Raw genomic sequence first — 21,596 nt, 5'->3', positions numbered from 1 at the left:
ACTCTTACCCTTCCAAGCGAACATAAGCAATAATAGGAGTACGCACAACTACATCTTCCGGTGGTCCATAAGAAGGAGAAGTACGAACACTTACTGCCCCATCTGTCACAGATAACAGAATACCTGCAACAATTTCAACCGCTGTCACAACTTGCACTAGCTCACCAACATGGTTACGCAATTCTTCAATAAATAACATATATAAGTCTCCTTCCTTACGCTTCTTTAATTGATATAATGCTTGTAAATGGTAATAAAATTTCTGTTCCTATCCCTTCTTGCAGTGTTAAGAAATCATCACCAACTGCTACAATAACTCCTGTTAATTGTCCAACCGTCACCGTAATTTCTACGTTTTTACCCAAATACTGCTCTGCAATTTCTTTAAAAGGTGATGTATTACATTCTTTTAATATGTTACAAATAATAGATTGAAATCTGCTTGATTCAATAAATTCTTCCGTAGCTTGCTTAGAGTTTCTTTGAATAAACCTTGCAAAGTTTTGTGAAAATAAAAGTCGTTCCACAGCAGGCAATAATTTGTCATCTAAAAAATAGCTTAATTGTCTATTAAACAATCTTGATAATTTATGCCAATATTTTCTGAACAGACACATACACTTCTCCTCCTATTATTTTCAGATTACAAAATTTTACATCCATACATCTTAATGTATACAAAACAGATATTTTTGTGATAGGTAAGATATACATTTTCTAAAAGAAATATTTGTTTGAGGGCATAAAAAAAACTATCCAAAAGGATAGTTTCTTACACTTCAATATTCCGCAACATTGTATAAATGTCGTTATTCACTTTACCAAACGATTTAATGTTGTTTTGGATGTTAGATAATAAAACGACATACACACTTCCGTTTTTACTAAATCCATTTAAGCAATTCCATCCTGGCATTACACCGTGATTCGAATAACTTCCTGGGTCTACGTACCATCCAAATCCGTAATCTTTTTTTCCGCCTGTAAACATTTGATCATAGCTCTCTTTTGAAATTAACTTTCCAGAGAAGAGTGCTTCGTTAAATAAATATAAATCATGTGCACTCGTATATATATCACCACAACCATATAGTTGTGACATGCTCGGAATATTAGGTGTTGTCATATTGTTATTTACTATTTTATAACCCGTTGATGGGAATCTTGTTTGTTCTAACTCTGTGCCAAAACCAGAATGTTTCATACCCGCAGTAGCAAAAATATGTTGTTTAATATATTCTTCGATCGGCTGTCCACTTACCTTCTCGGCAATGTATGCAAGTATAGAGTAGTTCGAATCGGAATACTTCCACTTCTCTCCTGGACCACCAATGCGCTTTTGATTTCCTATTCGCTTTATCAGTTCTTCATGAGAAATATCTTCTTTTCCCTGCTCATATTCGGGAATCCCTGATGTATGTGTTAATAGATGTTTTAGCTGAATACTATTACCTTGTGGAAAATCTGGAATATACTTCGCAACAGTATCTTCTACTTGTAATTTTTTTTGATCTTTCAACTGCATAATAGCAGTTGCTACAAACGCCTTTGAAATAGAACCAATATAAAAAGTCGTCTCTGAATTATTCGGTACTTGCTGCTCTTTATTTGCCATACCGTACCCTTTATTCAGAAGAACTTTTCCGTTCTTCACAATAACAGCTGTCCCGCTAAATCCTGCGTTTTGTAAATACTGGTCCAATTGAGCGTTTTCATTAATTTCTTGAGGTGGTCCTTCAGCAGGCTGTTCCGCAACTTGCGCTTGCTTCACTTGTTCTTCCTGCTCTTTTTGTTTTTGTTCTTCTTGCTTCTTTTTTTCTTCTTCTTTCTTTTTTAGCTCTTCTTGTTTCTTCATTTCTGCTGCCGCTTTTAAAGTTTCTTCTTTCTTATTATGCTCAACAATTTTTGTATACATGAAATATACAAGTGATAATAGTAAGACGAGAATGATTGTCCTTTTTATGTATACAATCGGCCGATGTGCTTTCCCATTCGCATTATTTTTTTCCTGATCCATAATTGCTTTTTTCCCCTTACTCACCAATAATTTAATTCCTCTACTAAAGATTTATTTTAGTAGATTATGGATAATCCATTCTATATCATCCCTACTTTATCACGCACTGCACATATTACCAACCTATATGTACAAAAAAGAAAAAGAAAATTTACAAAAGTAAGATTCCCTTTAAATTATTAACAAAAAAAGAGGATATCCTGTAAAAAATTGATGTTATCAATCTTTTTGGAAATCCTCTTATCTCATTATTTATACGTGTTTTTTCATATCATCGGCAACAGATTCAACATTTGTACCTACGATAACTTGTACACTTGTATTACTTAATTTCATAACACCTTTTGCACCAGCACGTTTTAATGCTGCTTCATTTACTTGACCAGCATCTTTTACTTGTAAGCGTAAACGTGTTGCACAGTTATCAATAACTGTTAAGTTTTCTTTTCCACCTAAAGCTGCTACGTAAGTTTCACCAATTGAACCTGCAACTGGAGCTTCTTCACCTTCAGCTACCTCCTCTTCGTCTTCACGACCAGGAGTTTTTAAATCGAACTTCTTAATTAAGAAGTAGAATACAACGAAATAAATTACTGCGTAAATTAAACCGACTCCCGCTAGTAGTAATGGTTTTGTTGCAATACCGAAGTTTAAGAAGTAATCGATTGCACCGGCACTAAATGTGAAACCATCGTGAATACCAAGAGTTGTTGTAATGAATAGAGACAGACCTGTTAATACAGCATGAATACCATATAATACTGGTGATAAGAACATGAATGAGAATTCAATTGGTTCTGTAATACCAGTTAAGAATGAAGTTAATGCTAGACCACCTAACATACCTGTAACCATTTTACGTTTTTCTGGTTTAGCAGCCGCAATCATTGCGAAACATGCTGCTGGTAAACCGAACATCATAACTGGGAAGAAACCAGTCATAAACATACCCGCTGTTTTATCTCCAGCAAGGAAGCGAGCAATATCACCATTTACAACATTACCTGCTGCATTTGTAAAGTCACCAAGTACGAACCAGAAGTATGTGTTCATTACATGATGTAAACCGATTGGAATTAATAGACGGTTTAATAAACCAAATAGACCTGAACCAACTGCACCTAAATTAACAATTCCATGAGCTAATGCATCGATAGCATTTTGAATTGCTGGCCAAATTTGTGCGAATAGAATTCCTAATATTAACATCACAACCGATGTAACAATTGGGACGAAACGTTTTCCAGCAAAGAACCCTAACCATTCTGGGAGTTTAATCTTATGGAATTTATTATAAAGAAGTCCCGCTATAACACCGACAATAATACCACCTAAAACTTTCATATCCACTTTAGTCGATAATTCGGCTGCCTTAGATACTTGTGTCATTGTATCTGCAAGCTTAGATGGATCAACATTAGCGCTATTACCTATTAAATCTTGGACTTTGCCTAATTTATCTTGTAATTCTACAGTAGAATATCCCTTACTAAGTGCATCAATACTGTTTTTCATAACTAGATAACCAATTGCACCTGCAAGACCTGCTGCACCACTACCATCAACTGAAAGACCGATTGCAATACCAATTGCAAAAATGAGTGCTAAATTATCAAAAACTGCTGCACCGGCCTGTGCCATAACAGGAATATCAAATACATCTGGTTGCCCTAAACGAAGCAATAATCCTGCTGCTGGTAGTACGGCGATTGGAAGCATTAACGCTTTACCAATACGTTGTAAAAACTGCAACATTTTAATTCCCCCTATCAAATTTATGAAATCGTTATCATTATAAGTACGCCTTAGAAAACGCTTTCTATTTACATAACCATAATAACATATAGTTGTATAGATGTGTAGTTTTTATTTTTGGATTTTTTATGGATAAATCTCCTATTTCCAAACTGTTATATAAAAGGAAAATTCTCCTTTTTTAATACAGAGGACTCGAAACGAACGACCTACTATAGAACATGTAACTTTCGTTTTATCATTCCACTTTTTCATGTTATTATTTATTTCCGAGCATATCGGGAAAAGTAAACTTAGTTAATTCGAAATAGGAGCGTTGGTACTATGCAGTGCATTGAAACAAACAACTTACAACAGTTGTTAGAACAAGTAAAACCATATACGAAAAAAGGAAAACTTGCTACTTATATCCCCGAACTAGGAAATGCAAATCCAGACGATTTAGGGATTGCCATTTTCCATAAAGAATCAGAATATATCCATGCAGGCAACTCACAAACACTATTTACTCTTCAAAGTATTTCCAAAGTAATTACACTTGCCCTTGCCCTTTTAGACCGTGGTGAAGAATATGTATTTTCTAAAGTTGGAATGGAACCAACGGGTGACCCATTTAATTCTATTATTAAGTTAGAAACGACAAGTCCGTCCAAACCCCTTAATCCAATGATTAATGCAGGAGCATTAGCTATTACAAGCATGTTAGCAGGAAAAGATAACGAGGAAAAAATGGAGCGCATCCTTCATTTTGTACGTGAAATAACAGATAATCCTACTATTAATTATTCTTCTAAAGTTGCCAATTCAGAATTAGAGACAGCTTACTTAAATCGTTCACTTTGTTACTATATGAAACAAAACGGAATTATCGATTGTGACATCGAAGAACTTATGGATTTATACACTCGTCAATGCGCAGTTGAAGTAAACTGCATCGATTTAGCACGTATCGGCTTAATTTTTGCAATGGATGGATATGATCCATATAAAAAGAAACAGATCATCCCTAAACATATTACACAAATTTGCAAAACATTTATGGTCACATGTGGTATGTATAACGAATCTGGTGAATTTGCAATCCGTGTGGGTATCCCTGCAAAAAGTGGTGTAGCCGGTGGCATTTTCGGCTGCGTAAAAGGTGAAATGGGAATCGGTATTTTCGGACCAGCTTTAGATGCAAACGGAAATAGTATCGCTGGTTTTAAAATTCTTGAACTTCTGTCTGCTCAAGAAGGCTGGAGTATTTTTTAATCGCGAGTTATCCTGCTATACTAGCAGGATTTTTTATTTCACCAAAACCTCACTTTTGTCAGTTATCAATCCTCTTACAAAAACAGTGCTGAAAGTTTCTCTATATCATGCATATTTGTTCCCCCCTCCTGAATAATATAGTACAACCTAGCGCTATATGTGGAGGTGTGAAAGATGAAACTAATATTTCAAATGGGAAAACAACCTGTTCTTGAAAAAACAATCCTTCTTTTTATATTGAGTATTGTAGAAAGCTTGAAGTTAAAAGTTGTTTCACTCGACGAAGCTCACCGATACATATTCAATTTAGAAGTACTTGAATTATTAATGGATCGGAACATCGATGATCAAGTACTTGAACTTATTCATTTCGGGATGGGACTTGAAGACATTCATCATGTGCTTCCTGAAGAACTTGAGCACACGATTGAGGAATTAAAGTGGCTTTGCATCCAAGTGTTAAGTGAATACAGTATGCATGAAGAATCAGAGCAATTAATTGAAGACATACGCTAAAAAGCACCTATGTAGTATGTAGGTGCTTTTTATTTATTAAGAAGTAAATATCCGATGTCGATATATGCAATTTATTCAAGTATTTCCGAGGAAATGCTCGAACATTGCTTTTCTATTTTTACAACAACTGATCAATCCCAATAAGTATTAATAACACTCCTGCAATAATCGTCGCCCATTTCCCTAAGTATGCTGCTAAATATCGTTTTCCTACATACATAAAACCGCTTATACAAATAAAACTAAACACCCCAGAAATAGTCGCTGTAAGCCAAAGATTTAAATTTGTTACCCCAGCATCAAACCCACCTGCAATATTATTAATAGATAATGCAACTCCTAAAACAAGTGCTTCAGAAAAACTAATTGTTTTAGAGCCATCAAAATCTGCTTTTTCTGGATCACGTAAAATTCCCATAAGTACATTATCATCTTTAGAACCTGCAGTATTTTTTTGACTCAAGAAAGGCTGACATAAAATAAACACCCCAATTATCCCTAAAACGATTGCTCCAATCAGGTTTGCTGTAAACTCTGAAATAAATAACGCAATCCAGTTCCCAAAAAATCCAGCTAGTAAAGTAAATAAAAACCCCAAGAATGCGATGATAAAATTGTTAAACCACGAAATACGAATTTTACGAATGCCATACGCAATTCCAACACCTGCATTATCTAAATTAGAAGCGATGCCGATTAAAAAAATTGAAAATAAGCCTGCCGTACCCATAAATAGTCACCCCTTTTTCTCACTTTTCAATGCATATTATGAAAATGTTGAGCAACTGTGCCTGTCTGTTTCATATACTTGTAATAAATGCTCAACATTTTTTCAACACTAAAAAAGGAGTGCCTACACTATGGCTAATGAAAACCCGAATGATCGGCTTGGTAAATTAATAAAAAAACTTTTAAAAGAACGCGCCCTATCTATGCGCCAACTAGGAATACTTACAAATATTGATCCTGCAACAGTCTCAAGAATTATTAATGGCAAACAACCGCCAAAACAAAAACATCTACAAAAATTTGCAGAATGTCTTCAAGTTCCACCCCAATTGTTATTTGATGAAATGTACCCTGATTCTCCTCACATAAATAAAGAAAAAACGGATATGTACACATCTCTTGATACCATTCAGCAAACTTTACAATCCTCTAACTTATTCGATTTCGATTACACTACAACTCGCGTAAAACAAGAACTCGAAAATTACGAACGCTATGCCCAGACAACAGAAGGCGAAAAACGTATTCATGACAGTTTTGCAAGCAAATTAGAGCAAATTGATAGTGCTGGTCCTTTTATTGAACAATTAACAGATATGTATCAACAATTTTGTAATGAAGCCATTTCAAAAGAAGAACGTGCAGTTCTTGGGAGCGCATTACTTTATTTCATATTATCGACAGATATTATTCCCGACTATCTCTTTCCAATTGGCTATTTAGATGATGCGATTGCCGTTGAATTAGCGAAAGAGAAATTAATTGAAATGAAACGAAAGACCTAGCAAAATAAAGAACTATTTCAGTTGTTTATATTCAACTCTGAAATAGTTCACTAAAAAATCGTACAAGTATACATACTCGTACGATTTTACTATACAAATCTATTTTTTCGTGTGGCACCATTCATATATAAATGTTGTTATCACTTTTGTAAATTCAATTAACTGTTCAACTTCAACTTTCTCATTTACAGAATGTGCTTCTTCTAATGTACCTGGTCCATATATAATCGCTGGAATGTGAAACTCACTAAACCAACCGCCATCAGTTACCGTTGCAGACATATCTAAGATTGCATTTTTTGATAGAATAGACTCGTGTACTGAGCTAAGTTTTTTTACAGCTTTATGTTCACTATCTACTTCTAATGAAGGGAAAATTTCACCACGATCTACAATCATTGATTCTCCGCCCCACTTAAATTGTGGCGGATTTTCACTTAACCATGGATCGGCAGCTGCCACCTTTCCAATATACTCTTCAATTTCGTTTATTATTTGTTCATGTGTTTCATTCGGATAGAAGTGCACTGTTATCCACAATCGGCACTCATCCGCAATAAACGCCGCATGCCTTCCTCCCTCAATAACAGCTGGATTAATTGTTGTTGTTCCAGATGGATAGCCTTCATATGTTTTCATAACTGCCCAGTGGCGCTCTAATTCTTGTAAGCTTTGTACAATTTTCATCATTTTTTCAATCGCACTCGCTCCAAATAAACGTCCTCCAGCATGGATCATTTGTCTGCGCGTTGCATCATGAAACGTTTGCGGACTTTTCACTGTAATCCATCCAGTAATGACACCGCCTTGTCCTTGCATATGTAAATCGCTCGTATCCACTACGACTGCAAAATCAGCATCGTAACCCCTTTTGCAGCATTGAAGTGTACCTGCTTCTCCAACTTCTTCTCCAATTACCGATTGAAAAGTTAAATCTCCAGGTAATTCAATACCAGCTTCTTGTAAAAGTTGAATGGCAAATAGCGCTCCAGCCAGCCCACCTTTCATATCTGCTGCGCCACGTCCAACTAACCAGCCATCTTTTATAAATGGATCAAATGGATTTGTTTCCCATGCCTCATCTGCTGACACTTCGGCTACATCCATATGTCCATTAATAATAAGACTTTTATATGAGTCACTTTTTATCCCTTTTTTTACCCCAACAACATTCGGATCAATCGGATATACATCCCATTTATCAATACTAAAATTTCGTTTTCTTAAAAACTCTGCAATAAATTCTTGTGCTTCATTTGTATTTCTCGCTGGCGGTGCTGGTGTTTCAAAACGAATTAATGTTTTTGTAAGTTCTAACAATTCCTCTTTCCTTGAATCTATTTGTTTTAACAACTGCGAAACTTCTGGATTCATCGCTAATTCCCCTTTGCATACATAGTATGTTTCCAGCTTTATTTTCACAAAAAAAGAGACTGTTTACAATTTTACAGTCTCCTAATTAATCACTATTATAAACTCTCTACTTCCGTTGTATTTGTCTTTTCAATATGCTCTACATTACTTCCCTTATTTCTTGTAGCACGATAAAACAGTAAACAAACCATCATAAATGGAATACCACAATACAATGCCATTCTTTGTTCTGGAATAAAGGCCATGCCAACGATTACTGTTAAATTTAATACTAACGCAAGAAGTGGTACAAATGGATACAATGGTGTTTTAAATTTCAAGTCCTTAACATCCCCGCCCCGCTTCATATATGACCTTCTAGCTAATAAATTTGATAAAGCAATAGATGCCCAAACTAGTATCGCTCCGAACCCAGCGATAGAAAGCAGCCATAAATAAACTGTATCTTCCGCATAAATACCTGATAGTAGTGAGAGACACCCTACAATTGTGCTTACGATTAATGCATAAATAGGAACACCGTTTTTAGATAACTTTCCAAAAATTGGACTAATCATTCCTTGATTAGACATAGACCATAGCATACGTGAAGTTGCATATAATCCTGAATTCGCAACGGATAGTACTGCTGTAATAATAACGAAATTTATAATATCTGCTGCATAAGGAATACCAATTTTATCAAATACAACTACGAATGGACTTTCTATTACTCCTGCTTGCTGCCAAGGGAATAGTCCAGCAAGAATAAAAATAGATAGTACAAAGAAAACAAGTATACGCCAAACTGTATTGTTAATTGCCTTCGGGATCGTTTTCTCTGGATTTTCACTCTCACCTGCTGCAATACCAACTAATTCTGTTCCTTGGAAAGAAAAATTAACTGCAATCATTGTAATTAAAATGGCTGATAATCCATTTGGAAACAATCCACCATAATCAGTAAAGCTAGAGAACATTGGCGCTGGTTCATTCCCTTTCATATCTAGAAACCCAAACATTGCTGCCCCGCCCAAAATAATAAATGCAATAATTGTAATTACTTTAATACTTGCAAACCAAAATTCCACTTCCGCAAAACTTCTTGAAGATAACGCATTAATAGCAAAGAGCAGTACCGCGAACACTACACACCAAATCCATGACGGTACATCAGGAAACCAACGTTTCATCAAAATACTAACTGCAATTAATTCAATACCTATCGTAGCAGACCAGTTTAACCACGACATCCATCCCACTACATAACCTGCTGCAGGAGAAATATGCTTTGTCGCATACGTTTGATAAGACCCTGCGTCAGGCATCGCAACCGCTAACTCTCCAAGACAGAGCATCGTTAAATACATTACAAATCCACCGACAAGATACGCTACAATTGCTCCTCCAGGTCCAGCTTCATGAATCGTATAACCTGATCCTAAAAAAAGTCCTGTACCAATAACTCCACCAAGTGCAATCATAAATATGTGCCTGCTTTTCAATTCTCTTTTTAATCCTTGGTTTTGATCCATCATATAAATCCCCCCTTTTCACTTTGCCAATCCATTTAATGTAAGCGTTTTTAAAATTCTTCACCGTAAAAATAATGATTTAAAAGAGCAAAAATACACATCACTTACATTAATCACTGCCTGTTACTAAAAGGTCATCCCTTACTGTTATTAATAACTTTTGATCAGCAATAGCTTGTCCTTCTACTACTTCTAATGATTCAATATAACCACTGATTCCTATCTTAATTTCTACTTTCTGTTTATCTATCGTTTCAATTAACGCTAATTTCTCCCACTCGTATACGTAAGAACTTTCCGTAACAAATAACTTCTCTACTTTTCCATAACAAGGACTATACACACCTTCTATAACTGTCTTCACTTTATAAATCCCTCCCTCTTATTAATTGACACCGAAACGTTGTATATCCTGTAAAAATTCATATTCTCCCCTCTAGAGATTTCAAATATTATTTATGCAAAATGCGTACCAAGTCTCTAATTCATATATTAAATGAGAGTTTTACACAAAAAAGCGTGCACAACCGCAAAATTTTTCTATCATTTGAAAAGTTTTAAAAGGAAAATAGCAAAAAAATTTTGCGATTTTATAAGAATTTTAATAAAATTATAAAAAGTCAGTCTTCATAGGGTGAAATGAGGAGAAGATAATCTATGCGTACAGAAGACATTAATTTTAAACAGATCATTGAAATGAACATGCTATATGAAACTTTACTCAATGAACTCGATATCGGTATTCATATTATTAATGAGGAAAGTAAAACGATTATCTATAACCGCAAAATGACAGAAATTGAATCAATGGAACGCTCAGATGTATTATATAAAAGTCCTTTAGAAATATTTGCATTTGAAGAAAATAAAAATAGTACTCTTATAGAGGCATTAAAATTAGGAAAAACAAACAAAAATATAAAACAAACGTATTTTAACAATAAAGGACAAGAAATTACAACGATTAACGATACTTTCCCTATAATAGAAAATGGAAAAATTAAAGGCGCTATTGAAATATCAAAAGAAATTAGTAACTTAAAGCAAACAATAAGAATGGGCCCTTCTCGAAAACAAAGTACTAAATTTACCTTTGATCACATAATTGGTGATTCTGAAGCTATTCAATCAATCATTACTGAAGGAAAAAGAGTAATTCGTACATCTTCCTCCATACTTCTAGTAGGAGAAACAGGCACTGGGAAAGAACTATTTGCACAAAGCATCCATAATGAAAGTCAGCGTTCAACAAAACCCTTTATTTCACAGAACTGTGCCGCTATACCTGATACACTCATGGAAAGCTTATTATTCGGTACAAACCGAGGTGCATTTACAGGAGCTATCGATAAAGCTGGTTTATTTGAAGAAGCGAACGGAGGAACTTTGTTATTAGATGAAATCAACTCATTAAGTCCAGCACTTCAAGCGAAGTTACTACGAGCTATACAAGAAAAAACAATACGAAGAATCGGAGGCACACACGAAAAAGAAATTGATGTTCGTATTATAGCAACTATCAATGAAGATCCTTTCGAAGCCATCGCACATAATCGATTAAGAGAAGACTTATATTACCGATTAAGCGTCGTTACTTTATGTCTTCCGCCTTTACGTGAAAGAAAAGAAGATATTCTAGCTCTTGTTCAGCACTTTATTGAAAAATATAATACTCAATTTGGGCTCAACGTAAACGATGTAGATGTAAATGTAAGAGAATTTTTCTATGCATACGATTGGCCTGGAAACGTACGGGAGTTGGAACATATAATTGAAGGTTCCATGAACTTGATAGAAGATGAAACCATCATTACAGCATTTCATATGCCTACTCGCTTTCGTGAACGAATAAAAACAGAATTCAATATGCAGCATGCACTAACTAATCACAATACTGATGCACCTAAAACTTTAAAACACACAATAGAAAAAATGGAAAAGAACTACATTAATCAAATTCTTAAAGAGAATCATGGCAACATTTCACAAGCTGCAAAATTTTTAGGATTAAGTAGGCAAAACTTACAATATCGAATTAAAAAATTGCATTTACACATATGAAATGAACATGTCTCCAAGTGCAAAAACAACTTGGTAAAATATGTTATAATAAACATATAACATGCTAGAAAGGGGCTATATATATGAGTAATGATAAAAAATTAAAGTTATTACAATACTTATACTTTTTCCCTGCCATGCTCTGTATGATGTTATTCATTAATGCCGATGTAAGCAGCTCTCCTTATGCAAAGCTATTAGGAACAATTTTTGGCTCCTTTGCAGCTATTATGCTTGCTGCTTTTTGGAATTTGAAGCTACGTATAAAAAACGAGAAATCTTCGTAATACTAAAAAAATCGAGCTACTTAGCCCGATTTTTTTATTTGCCATTAAAACTCAACATTCTCTAAATACAACCCACTCGCCTCAGCAAGACAATTAATTTGATTACGTTGTTTTTCCTCTAAAATATTTGGGATTGCGTCCGCATCTAATTGTCCTAATCCAACTTCAATTAATGCTCCAACAATTTTTCGTACCATGTTATGAAGGAATCCGTTACCACTTACTCTAATTTGTACAAATCCTGCTTCTTCCATCACTTCAAGTGTATATACTTCTCGAACCATAGACTTTTTCTTTGATTTCGCATTTGAAAAAGCAGTAAAGTCATGTGAACCAACTAAATGTTTCGCAGCTTCTTTCATGCTTTTCACATTTAATTTTTTATTCACATGCATGCTGTATTTACGCATAAATGGATTTGTATGCTCTTCATTCCAAATTTTATAAAGATATGTTTTTGCTTTAGAATTGTAACGAGCATGGAAACGATCTTGTACTTCTTCTACACTCGTAATGCTAATATCATTGGGTAAATATTGATTTAAATATTTTTTCACTTTATGTTCCACTAACTTCTCATCACTTTGAAAGTTAGCAACTTGATTCAAAGCATGTACACCCGCGTCTGTTCTACTACAACCGATAATTTCAATTTCTTTTCCGACCATTTCAGATATGACACTTTCGATTTTTCCTTGAATTGTATTATCGTTATTACCGAGACGTTGCCATCCCTTAAAACGTGCACCATCGTACTGAATCGTTAATTTATAATTATTCATTTTACTCTCCTTCATAGAAAATATTCCCTCATATCGTGAGGGAATATGAATACACTTTACTTTCTAACAAGCTTCACTACATTTTCTACATGGGCTGTATGTGGGAACATATCAACTGGTTGTACATATTCCACTTCATAACTCTTCATTAATGCTTGTACATCACGTGCTAATGAAGAAGGATTACATGATACGTAAACAACTTGTTTTGGTTTCACTTTTAAAATTGTTTCCAGTAATTTATCATCGCAACCTGTACGAGGTGGATCGACAACAATTACATCTGGACGCCATCCTTCTTTTACCCATTTCGGTAACCATTGTTCAGCTTTACCTGCTTCATATTTCGTATTTGTAAATCCGTGACGCTTCGCATTTTTCCTTGCATCTGCAATCGCTTCTGGAATTACATCCATACCACGTACTTCCGCTGCATCGTTCGCAAGCCAAAGACCGATTGTACCAACACCACAGTACGCATCCACAATCTTCTCGTTTCCTGTTAACGCAGCTGCTTTTTTCGCTTCATCATATAAAACAACAGTTTGTTCTGGATTCAACTGGAAGAATGCACGTGCTGATAATTCGAATGATAAATCACCAAGTGTTTCTTGAATTACTTCTTTTCCAGCTAATTTAAATGTTTTGTCGCCAAAAATAACAGATGTTTTACGCCAGTTTACATTTTGCATAATTGATTTAACCGCTGGCATCTGTTTTTGTACTTCTGCAATAAATTGTTCTTTATTTGGTAATTCTTCTTTTGTTGTAATAAGTGTAACTTGTACTTCCCCTGTTTGAACTGCAGTACGTGTTACAATTGTGCGTACTAAACCTTTTTGTTTTTTCTCATTGTAAATAGAAACATTTAACTTTTCTAATATACGTCTTACAACTTTTGTCGCTTCATTTGTTGCTTTATGTTGAATCATACAGTGAGCGATATCAATTAACTGATGTGAGTTTTGTTTATATAGCCCTGTAATAACTTTTTCGTCTTTACGCCCCACTTGTAATTGACTCTTATTACGATAATGCCATGGATTTTCCATGCCAAGCGTTGGACGAATTTTCTCTTCCATGCTGTTTTTCATGTACTTCTCAAATGCTTGTACAACGATATCACGCTTTTGATTCAATTGTTCTTTATAATCTAAATGTTGCAGCTGACAACCGCCACACTCCTCATACACTGGACACGGTGCTTTCACACGATGCGGTGAAGCTTTACGAACTTTTTTCACTTTCGCTTCAGCGAAGCCACGCTGAATTTTCGTTGTTTCTGCAACAACTTCTTCTCCTGGTAATGCCCCTGGAATGAAAACAACTTGTCTCTTAAAATAACCAACGCCTTCTCCGTTAATCCCAAGACGTTTAATTGTCACAGGAAACGTTTGACCAACTTCCAACTTACTCTCATGTTGCTTTTGTATCATTATTACACCTCTACTCTATACTTTTCCATAAATATAACGCTGCATAACTGCAGTATGGTTCACACTCTTGTTTCACTTTTTCTAAAAATGCATCATCAGGTTTATCATCTAATTGAAATATACCTTGCACTGCACGCTGAATCCCAATATCCGCTTTCGGGAACATATTTTTCCGTCCAAGCCCAAACATTAAAAAGTTTTGCACTGTCCATGCACCAATTCCCCTAATTGGCAACAATTGTGCCCCAACCTCTTCTTCCGTCCCGGTTTCTATACTCGCTAAATTTAATGTACCACTGACAATACTTCGACCTAATCCTACTATATATTCAGCCTTTCGCTGACTAAACTTCTGCTCTCTCAATTCTTCTATTGAAATATTTGCTACTATTTCCGGAGTGGGGAAAAAGAATACACCGTTCTTCTCTGTTCCATACCGTTTCACAAATTGTTCTGTTAACACAGTAGCAAATTTCAAATTTATTTGTTGGTGAATGATACAGCGAAGAAGACAAGCAAAATAATCAAATTCTAAAATAATTGGAGTATAAGCATATGTTTCAAATAGTGGACGTAATGATGTGTTTAAAAAATGATTTTGTATATCTTGAAACGGTTCATTCCAATGAAAAATGGTCCTCATTCGTTTCATGACTTTCTCCGGATTTCCTGTCTGACTAGAAATCCAAAACTGTGGATTTTGTACAGTACCAATCCCTTGTAAGCGAACAATAACCTGTTCCTCGTCTATACAAAGCGGGATATAAATGACTTTCTCATCTAATTGAATGACGTTAAGAGGATCAAAAGATAAACGTTTTAATACTTCTTCAAAATGATACGGATACTCTAACGTAACATGTTCGCTCCACATACGTTTCCCCATCCTTTTTACACATCATTATAGCATGAGAAAACCGTAAGCATACACGCTTACGGTTGATTGCTTTTTACTAAGTCATCTAGACTTTTAAAATGATACCCTTTCTCGCGCAAATCATCAATGATTTTCGCAAGTGCTTCTGCATTATCTTTTGATATTGCATGAAGTAATAAAATAGATCCTGGGTGAATCATCGTCATAACATTATTATGCGCATATTGCCATCCTCTTTGCTGATCCACTTTCCAATCCAAAAATGCAAGTGACCAAAATACATTATAGTAGCCCATTTCTTTCGTAAGAGCTAACGTTCTTTCACTAAATACGCCGCGCGGAGGACGTACATATTTCACTTCTTTTTGCCCAGTTACTTTTTTAATTTCTTCCGTTACACTCGTTAATTCTTCACGAAGTTTCTCATCATTTACCGCTGTAAAATCAGGATGACTCCAAGAATGATTTCCAATAATGTGTCCTTCATCCTTCATTCTTAACAATAAATCTTTTTGTGTTTTAATGTAATGCCCCGTTACAAAGAAAGTTGCTGGTACTTTTTTCTCTTTTAATACATCTAAGATTTTCCCTGTGTATCCATTCTCATATCCATTATCAAATGTTAAATAAATATCTTTTTTCTTCGTATCTCCTAAATAAAACCCGCCATTTTTTTGAAGTAAATCTGTATATAACTTTCCTGCATCTGGTACTGTTTCATTTTTAGGACGCGGGATTCCCCAGTTATGTGGAGTATTTGTATAAGCCAATGTTGAAACTGGAACAAGTGCCATCATAATTGAAAAAATGAGACCGATATATAACCATTTATATTTCATAAATAGTCTCCTTTCCATATATAATCGTACCTGTAGTTTCTGTTTCCTTACTTACTTTCATGCTGTGCATGTTTTTCTATATATACCAAAAAATGCATCTCGAAAGATTCGAGATGCATTTTTGTTTATTTAAATACCGGCTCTTTAAAGCTAGCTAATTTTTCAAGTGATGTTTTATCGACATCTGCATGTAAACTATTACCATGAGAGTCCATCGTTACAACTGCTTTAAAACCTTCAATGCGTAAATGCCACATTGCTTCTGGAATACCAAATTGTAAGAAATCAACATCTTTCACTTCTTTAATACATTCAGCATAATATTGCGCCGCACCGCCAATTGCGTTTAAGTACACGCCGCCGTGTTCTTCTAAAGCCGCTAATGTTTTCGCACCCATACCGCCTTTTCCAATAACAGCGCGAATACCAAATTTCTTCATAATATCGCCTTGGTACGGTTCTTCACGAATACTTGTCGTTGGACCTGCCGCTTTAATTTGCCAATTGTCATTGTCATCTTTCACAACAACTGGACCACAGTGGTAAATAATTTGTCCATTTAAATCTACTGGACAATCATTATCCATTAAATGCTTATGGATTGCGTCACGACCTGTATACATCATGCCATTAATTGTTACAACATCACCAACGCGAAGTTCACGAATTTGCTCTTCTGTAATTGGCGCTTGTAATACGATCTCACGTTGCTCTGTTTTTTCTTGTGCTTCATGCTGAAGTGTATCTTCACCTTCTTGATATAACCAATCCATAATTTCACCTGTTTCAGGGTGGATTGTTACACCAAGGCGGCGATATGCCCAGCAATTATACGCCACAGATACGTAGAAACTAGCTGGCAAACGATTATAGACGCCAATTTTACAACCAAGTAAAGTTGTTTCTCCACCAAATCCCATCGTACCAATGCCAAGCTTATTCGCATTTTCTAATACGTACTCTTCAAGTTGTTGTAACTCTGGTACTGGATTGACATCATCTAATGTACGGAATAATTGATTTTTTGCTAATTCATAACCTGATGTGCGGTCTCCCCCGATACCAACACCAATTACACCAGCACTACATCCTTGACCTTGTGCTTGGTATACTGCATGAAGAAGGCATTTACGAATCCCTTCTAAATCACGGCCAGCTCGTCCAAGTCCTTCTAGTTCACACGGTAAGCTATATTGAATATTTTTATTCTCACAGCCACCACCTTTTAGGATTAAACGTGCATCAATATAATCTTTTTCCCATTGTTCAAACTTAATAACCGGTGTACCTGGTCCTAAATTATTTCCACTATTGTCTCCAAAAAGAGAATCAACAGAATTTGGACGAAGTTTACCATCTTTTGTCGCCCGCTCAAGCGCATTATAGATAGCTTCCTTCAACTTTAATTGATTCACACCAACTGGTGTATAAATTTTAAACGTTGGCATCCCTGTATCTTGGCAAATCGGTGAGATGTTATCATCAGCCATTTTAATATTATTTGTAATTGTGCCAAGTGCCATCGCAGAACGAGTCCCTGCATTTTCTCGCTCTTTCGCTTGTTGAATCGCACGACGAACATCTTTCGGTAAGTTCGTTGACGTTTCAACAATTAGTTGATACATGCTTTCTTGAAGCTTTTCCATTGTTACTTCCCCCTCAATTGTGAACGCTACCAAAACGTTATGAGCTGAAAATTTCATTTTTATGCTCTTTAGCTTTTTATTTGTTTCACGCTATTAAAGCATAAATGAAATTTTTCACAACCTGATTATACCTCTTTTTCTATCGTCCTTCTATTATCCGCACAGAAAAAGGCTACCAAATTGGAATTGGCAGCCTTTTTAATATATTATTCGTCTTTTTTAAATTGCTCACATTTTAATTCTAATTCATCTAACATTGCAAGAAGACGATCTACATCTTCTAATTCTACTTCTTCAGGTTCAATTGTATCAATTACTTCAATGAACATATTTAAACGCTCTTTTAAATATACTAATTGTGTATCTTTATCTTGAATTGCTTTTCCCATGAAGGCACTCTCCTTTTAATTCGAGTTACTTTTATTATACCGCAAAAATGATTGCTATGGGCATGAAATTTCATCAATTTTGTCACAGTCATCCACTATAATGTAAGCCCTCTCTCTTTTCACGCTAAAAAGTTTCACTTTATAAAAAGCACATATTCTTCTATTATAGAGAATGGACAAATTGTTATTTCAATAGTCAAAGGAGTATTTCATATGACGATATCACAAAAAATGAAGCCGATTACTCCTTCTTACGATCCATGGGAAGCGTATATGGACCTTGAAGAGTACGGCAAACTACTATTAACAAATGTTGAATTTACAACGACGACGTTATGCAATATGCGCTGTGAGCATTGCGCTGTTGGTTACACGTTACAGCCGAAAGACCCAAATCCGCTTCCGATGGATCTTTTATTAAAACGATTAGATGAGATTCCTCATTTACGTTCTTTAAGTATTACTGGCGGAGAACCTATGCTTTCAAAAAAATCCGTCGACAACTATGTAACACCACTCTTAAAATACGCCCATGAACGAGGCGTTCGCACTCAAATCAACTCTAACTTAACTATAGATTTAGCACGTTACGAACAAATTATTCCTTATTTAGACGTGTTGCATATCTCTCATAACTGGGGAACAATTGATGACTTCGTTGAAGGCGGATTTGCAATGATGGAGCGTAAACCTACTTACCAACAACGTGCAAAATTATTCGAAAGAATGATTACAAATAGTAAGGCTCTATCAGATGCAGGTGTACTTGTATCGGCCGAAACAATGTTAAACAAAAGAACTCTACCACATATTGAACATATTCACCGCCAAATCGTCGAAGAGATGGGCTGTAAACGTCATGAAGTTCACCCAATGTATCCAAGTGACTTCGCGAGTAATCTAGAGATTTTAACAAAAGCTGAAATTCGTAATGCGATTGAGCATTTACTAGAAATTCGCGATGAAAATGTATGGATGTTATTTGGAACTTTACCTTTCTATGCTTGTAGCGATGACGAGCGAGACATTGCCACATTTAAAAAATTACAAGAAAGCAAAAATGTCACTGTTCGTAATGATCCAGATGGCCGTTCTCGTTTAAATGTAAATATTTTCGATGGAAATATTATTGTGACGGACTTTGGTGATGTTCCACTTCTAGGAAACATACAAACAAACACATTACAAGAAGCATACGACAAATGGAGTGCTTCAAAAACAGCAAAATCATTAAGCTGTCACTGTCCTGCAGTAAAATGTCTTGGACCAAATGTTCTTGTAAAAAACAGCTACTATCCGACAGAAGATTTCTTATCAAAAACAGCAAACATTACATTATAAAAAACGTCAGCTTATAAGCTGACGTTTTTTCATGTTATTGCGAGTGAGAAGAAGAAATGAATTTAAAAAATAAATGATCATGAATTGGAATCGCCGCTCCAATTCCTTGAGAGGTAATATTTTTCACAACAAGTCTTTTTTGATTTCCCTTTAATACAAGATAGACTTCTCCAAATGTTACTTTTCCCTTTTCATTTACTGCTGGTGTATAAGCGTATAAATATCCGAGTTGACTCGGACTAATATTATACACACGCTCATGTCCAGTACCATAACCAATAGTTGTTTTAAACGAAAGGGGTAATTGTACTTTTTCAAGTGCTTTGAGAAGCATCATTTTTTTCACATCTGCAGCATCTTTCATATCTGCTGTTAAATCACCTTCAACCGTCTTTTGTGTTTCTTGCTTATAGCGAAGTGGATATAAACGGTCTCCTCCGCGATTATCATACACATTTCGATTCACTTGTTTATATTCCCAATTAATCGATGTGTCTACTGATTCATAATGTAAAGCCCATTGACCTAAATAAATTTTTGCCCGATACCCCACTGCAAGCGGCGCATTTGAAATTGTCGTTTCATTAAACATCCGAATTAAGTCTGGATTTTCAATTTTAATATTAGCTGTTTTCAATAGTTCTTGAGCAAACTTACTTGGCTGTAAACGTGGCAAATCTTGCGCATCATTTGGAAATGTATTGTCTTTTGAAATATTTAAAACAGATGAAGGCATTTTTGTTCCTACTGTTGTCTTTGCAAAACTCATGTTAGGAAATAATAAAATAAACGAGACCATAGTTGAAAGACATATGCTGTATACTCGTTTCACCTGTCTGGCTCCTTCCTATGTAAAGGTATATATACTACTTTGTTTATTGTTTTCTCTGAGCACAATTGTTATGCCTATTTTTCATAATAAATAAAAACCAATTCCCATAATGACATACGCCGCTAGTAAAGTGCCACCTTCAAACCAGTTTGTATCTCCATCATTTGAAATTGCAATCGTTAAGAAAACGGCTGTAATCATAGACACAAGTTCTGGTATGGTAAATACTAAAGGCATTCTCTGCGTAAAGAACATAGAAAGCAATACTAATACAGGAGCAACAAACATGGCGATTTGTAATGTAGAGCCTATTGCAATTTCGACTGCAATATTTACTTTATTTTTATAAGCCATAATAATTGCAGACGCATGTTCCGCTGCATTTCCAACAATTGCAACGATAATAACCCCTATAAATAACTCTGACCAACCAAATGATTTTGCAACAGTTTCAAAAGTATGCACGAGCGCCTCTGATACATAAGCTACCGCCAGTGTTGCTATCGCTAAAATAAGGAGTGCCTTCCCTTTCGACCACTCTGGCTCTTCTTCATGCGCTATTTCGTCACTTTTATGTTGATATACACCACGGTGCGTAACTAACTTAAATAGTAATGCAGCAAGGTACATGATAATCATAATAATAGAAACACCTATACTTAATTGATACGTCTTGCCAGCGTCCATCTTCATTGAAAAGATCTCTGGAATAACAAAGGCCACGACAACAGCAAATATTAATAAAGCTGAATTATGCCTTGCATCGTATACATTAAAACTTTGTCTTTTGTATTTAAGACCTCCAACAAAGAAGGATAACCCTCCTACTAATAATAAATTTCCAAGTACAGAACCCGTTAAAGAAGCTAACACCACTTCAATTAACCCTGCTTGAAGTGCAAAAATTGAAATGATAAGTTCAACAGCATTACCGAAAGTAGCATTTAATAATCCGCCTATTCTAGGACCAGAAACAATTGCTAAACTCTCTGTTGCTCTCCCCATAAAACCAGCTAATGCGATAATCGTAATACAATACACAGCGAACATAATTGTTTCTGGCCAATGAAGTGTTTTTCCAAGTACAGACAGTGGTACACCTATAAGCGCTACTATAAGAAATATTTTATTAAACATGCTTTTCACCCTTCCATCGTATGTA

Annotated in this window: 23 protein-coding genes; 6 read left to right on the top strand and 17 right to left on the bottom strand. The window is 35.3% G+C overall.

Going from position 1 to position 21,596, the window contains the following annotated elements:
- Positions 1 to 4: 4 nt before the first annotated feature.
- The 5 genes from MHI26_RS02445 to MHI26_RS02425 form a co-directional block, all read right to left on the bottom strand.
- Entirely contained in the window at positions 5 to 199 is a 195-nt protein-coding gene (locus MHI26_RS02445) for a hypothetical protein (RefSeq protein WP_000897297.1), read from the bottom strand.
- 16 nt (positions 200 to 215) lie between these two features.
- The gene (locus MHI26_RS02440; RefSeq protein WP_000335541.1) at positions 216 to 617 is read right to left on the bottom strand and encodes a hypothetical protein; all 402 of its coding nucleotides are present in this window, start codon (positions 615 to 617) and stop codon (positions 216 to 218) included.
- 155 nt (positions 618 to 772) lie between these two features.
- Positions 773 to 2,017 (bottom strand): serine hydrolase domain-containing protein, encoded by a 1,245-nt coding sequence (locus MHI26_RS02435; RefSeq protein WP_061666216.1) that lies wholly within the window; start codon positions 2,015 to 2,017, stop codon positions 773 to 775.
- A gap of 252 nt (positions 2,018 to 2,269) precedes the next feature.
- Positions 2,270 to 3,772, bottom strand: coding sequence for an N-acetylglucosamine-specific PTS transporter subunit IIBC (nagE, locus tag MHI26_RS02430; protein ID WP_000938907.1), 1,503 nt, complete (start codon positions 3,770 to 3,772; stop codon positions 2,270 to 2,272).
- A gap of 141 nt (positions 3,773 to 3,913) precedes the next feature.
- Positions 3,914 to 4,027, bottom strand: coding sequence for a transcriptional regulator (locus tag MHI26_RS02425; RefSeq protein ID WP_080546769.1), 114 nt, complete (start codon positions 4,025 to 4,027; stop codon positions 3,914 to 3,916).
- A gap of 69 nt (positions 4,028 to 4,096) precedes the next feature.
- Between MHI26_RS02425 and glsA the strand changes: the two genes are divergently transcribed.
- Positions 4,097 to 5,026 carry a glutaminase A gene (gene glsA / locus MHI26_RS02420; RefSeq protein WP_001149845.1) on the top strand — a complete coding sequence of 310 codons (930 nt, stop codon included), beginning with the start codon at positions 4,097 to 4,099 and terminating at the stop codon, positions 5,024 to 5,026.
- Between the two features lie 174 nt (positions 5,027 to 5,200).
- Positions 5,201 to 5,542: a DUF3969 family protein gene (locus tag MHI26_RS02415; RefSeq protein WP_000766603.1), complete on the top strand. Its 342-nt coding sequence runs from the start codon at positions 5,201 to 5,203 to the stop codon at positions 5,540 to 5,542.
- Between the two features lie 118 nt (positions 5,543 to 5,660).
- Here MHI26_RS02415 and ytaF read toward each other — a convergent pair whose 3' ends face one another.
- A complete protein-coding gene (ytaF, locus tag MHI26_RS02410) occupies positions 5,661 to 6,272 on the bottom strand; it encodes a sporulation membrane protein YtaF (protein WP_000536225.1) in 612 nt (203 codons plus the stop codon).
- 130 nt (positions 6,273 to 6,402) lie between these two features.
- Between ytaF and MHI26_RS02405 the strand changes: the two genes are divergently transcribed.
- Complete coding sequence (locus tag MHI26_RS02405; RefSeq protein ID WP_001262770.1) at positions 6,403 to 7,056, top strand: DUF1232 domain-containing protein; 654 nt, start codon at positions 6,403 to 6,405, stop codon at positions 7,054 to 7,056.
- A 99-nt stretch (positions 7,057 to 7,155) separates the two neighbouring features.
- Here MHI26_RS02405 and MHI26_RS02400 read toward each other — a convergent pair whose 3' ends face one another.
- The 3 genes from MHI26_RS02400 to MHI26_RS02390 all read right to left on the bottom strand — a co-directional run bounded on the left by MHI26_RS02400 (position 7,156) and on the right by MHI26_RS02390 (position 10,308).
- Positions 7,156 to 8,430 (bottom strand): acetylornithine deacetylase, encoded by a 1,275-nt coding sequence (locus tag MHI26_RS02400; RefSeq protein WP_061666215.1) that lies wholly within the window; start codon positions 8,428 to 8,430, stop codon positions 7,156 to 7,158.
- 95 nt (positions 8,431 to 8,525) lie between these two features.
- Complete coding sequence (locus tag MHI26_RS02395) at positions 8,526 to 9,947, bottom strand: amino acid permease (protein ID WP_000969254.1); 1,422 nt, start codon at positions 9,945 to 9,947, stop codon at positions 8,526 to 8,528.
- A gap of 106 nt (positions 9,948 to 10,053) precedes the next feature.
- Positions 10,054 to 10,308 (bottom strand): biotin/lipoyl-containing protein, encoded by a 255-nt coding sequence (locus MHI26_RS02390; RefSeq protein WP_000859489.1) that lies wholly within the window; start codon positions 10,306 to 10,308, stop codon positions 10,054 to 10,056.
- Between the two features lie 293 nt (positions 10,309 to 10,601).
- Here MHI26_RS02390 and MHI26_RS02385 point away from each other — a divergent pair, with 293 nt between their 5' ends.
- Together MHI26_RS02385 and MHI26_RS02380 are read left to right on the top strand one after the other, a co-directional pair.
- Positions 10,602 to 12,005 (top strand): sigma-54 interaction domain-containing protein, encoded by a 1,404-nt coding sequence (locus MHI26_RS02385; protein WP_061666214.1) that lies wholly within the window; start codon positions 10,602 to 10,604, stop codon positions 12,003 to 12,005.
- A gap of 83 nt (positions 12,006 to 12,088) precedes the next feature.
- Entirely contained in the window at positions 12,089 to 12,292 is a 204-nt protein-coding gene (locus tag MHI26_RS02380; protein WP_000063861.1) for a hypothetical protein, read from the top strand.
- 44 nt (positions 12,293 to 12,336) lie between these two features.
- Here MHI26_RS02380 and truA read toward each other — a convergent pair whose 3' ends face one another.
- The 6 genes from truA to MHI26_RS02350 all read right to left on the bottom strand — a co-directional run bounded on the left by truA (position 12,337) and on the right by MHI26_RS02350 (position 18,261).
- Positions 12,337 to 13,074 carry a tRNA pseudouridine(38-40) synthase TruA gene (gene truA / locus MHI26_RS02375; RefSeq protein ID WP_001067311.1) on the bottom strand — a complete coding sequence of 246 codons (738 nt, stop codon included), beginning with the start codon at positions 13,072 to 13,074 and terminating at the stop codon, positions 12,337 to 12,339.
- Between the two features lie 56 nt (positions 13,075 to 13,130).
- Entirely contained in the window at positions 13,131 to 14,510 is a 1,380-nt protein-coding gene (gene rlmD / locus MHI26_RS02370) for a 23S rRNA (uracil(1939)-C(5))-methyltransferase RlmD (protein ID WP_000615197.1), read from the bottom strand.
- A 10-nt stretch (positions 14,511 to 14,520) separates the two neighbouring features.
- Positions 14,521 to 15,384, bottom strand: a complete 864-nt coding sequence (locus MHI26_RS02365; RefSeq protein WP_000269417.1) for a DNA-3-methyladenine glycosylase family protein — start codon at positions 15,382 to 15,384, stop codon at positions 14,521 to 14,523.
- 59 nt (positions 15,385 to 15,443) lie between these two features.
- Entirely contained in the window at positions 15,444 to 16,226 is a 783-nt protein-coding gene (gene pdaA / locus MHI26_RS02360) for a delta-lactam-biosynthetic de-N-acetylase (protein ID WP_000875970.1), read from the bottom strand.
- A gap of 125 nt (positions 16,227 to 16,351) precedes the next feature.
- Positions 16,352 to 17,872 carry a class I fumarate hydratase gene (gene fumA, locus MHI26_RS02355; RefSeq protein WP_000413526.1) on the bottom strand — a complete coding sequence of 507 codons (1,521 nt, stop codon included), beginning with the start codon at positions 17,870 to 17,872 and terminating at the stop codon, positions 16,352 to 16,354.
- A gap of 206 nt (positions 17,873 to 18,078) precedes the next feature.
- Entirely contained in the window at positions 18,079 to 18,261 is a 183-nt protein-coding gene (locus MHI26_RS02350) for an SE1561 family protein (protein WP_000513558.1), read from the bottom strand.
- A 213-nt stretch (positions 18,262 to 18,474) separates the two neighbouring features.
- Between MHI26_RS02350 and yfkAB the strand changes: the two genes are divergently transcribed.
- Positions 18,475 to 19,602 carry a radical SAM/CxCxxxxC motif protein YfkAB gene (gene yfkAB / locus MHI26_RS02345; RefSeq protein ID WP_061666213.1) on the top strand — a complete coding sequence of 376 codons (1,128 nt, stop codon included), beginning with the start codon at positions 18,475 to 18,477 and terminating at the stop codon, positions 19,600 to 19,602.
- Between the two features lie 34 nt (positions 19,603 to 19,636).
- On the opposite strand, the gene MHI26_RS02340 is transcribed toward yfkAB, so the two are convergent.
- Together MHI26_RS02340 and cax are read right to left on the bottom strand one after the other, a co-directional pair.
- Positions 19,637 to 20,434 carry a YfkD famly protein gene (locus tag MHI26_RS02340; protein WP_002083605.1) on the bottom strand — a complete coding sequence of 266 codons (798 nt, stop codon included), beginning with the start codon at positions 20,432 to 20,434 and terminating at the stop codon, positions 19,637 to 19,639.
- A gap of 81 nt (positions 20,435 to 20,515) precedes the next feature.
- Entirely contained in the window at positions 20,516 to 21,571 is a 1,056-nt protein-coding gene (gene cax, locus MHI26_RS02335) for a calcium/proton exchanger (protein ID WP_000482132.1), read from the bottom strand.
- Positions 21,572 to 21,596 lie beyond the last annotated feature (25 nt).

Origin of the sequence: Bacillus sp. FSL K6-1218 (genome assembly GCF_038006445.1) — a bacterium.
GTDB lineage: Bacteria > Bacillota > Bacilli > Bacillales > Bacillaceae_G > Bacillus_A > Bacillus_A thuringiensis_S.
Note: the sequence above shows the minus strand (reverse complement) of the source record. Positions and strands in the feature narration are given on the sequence as shown.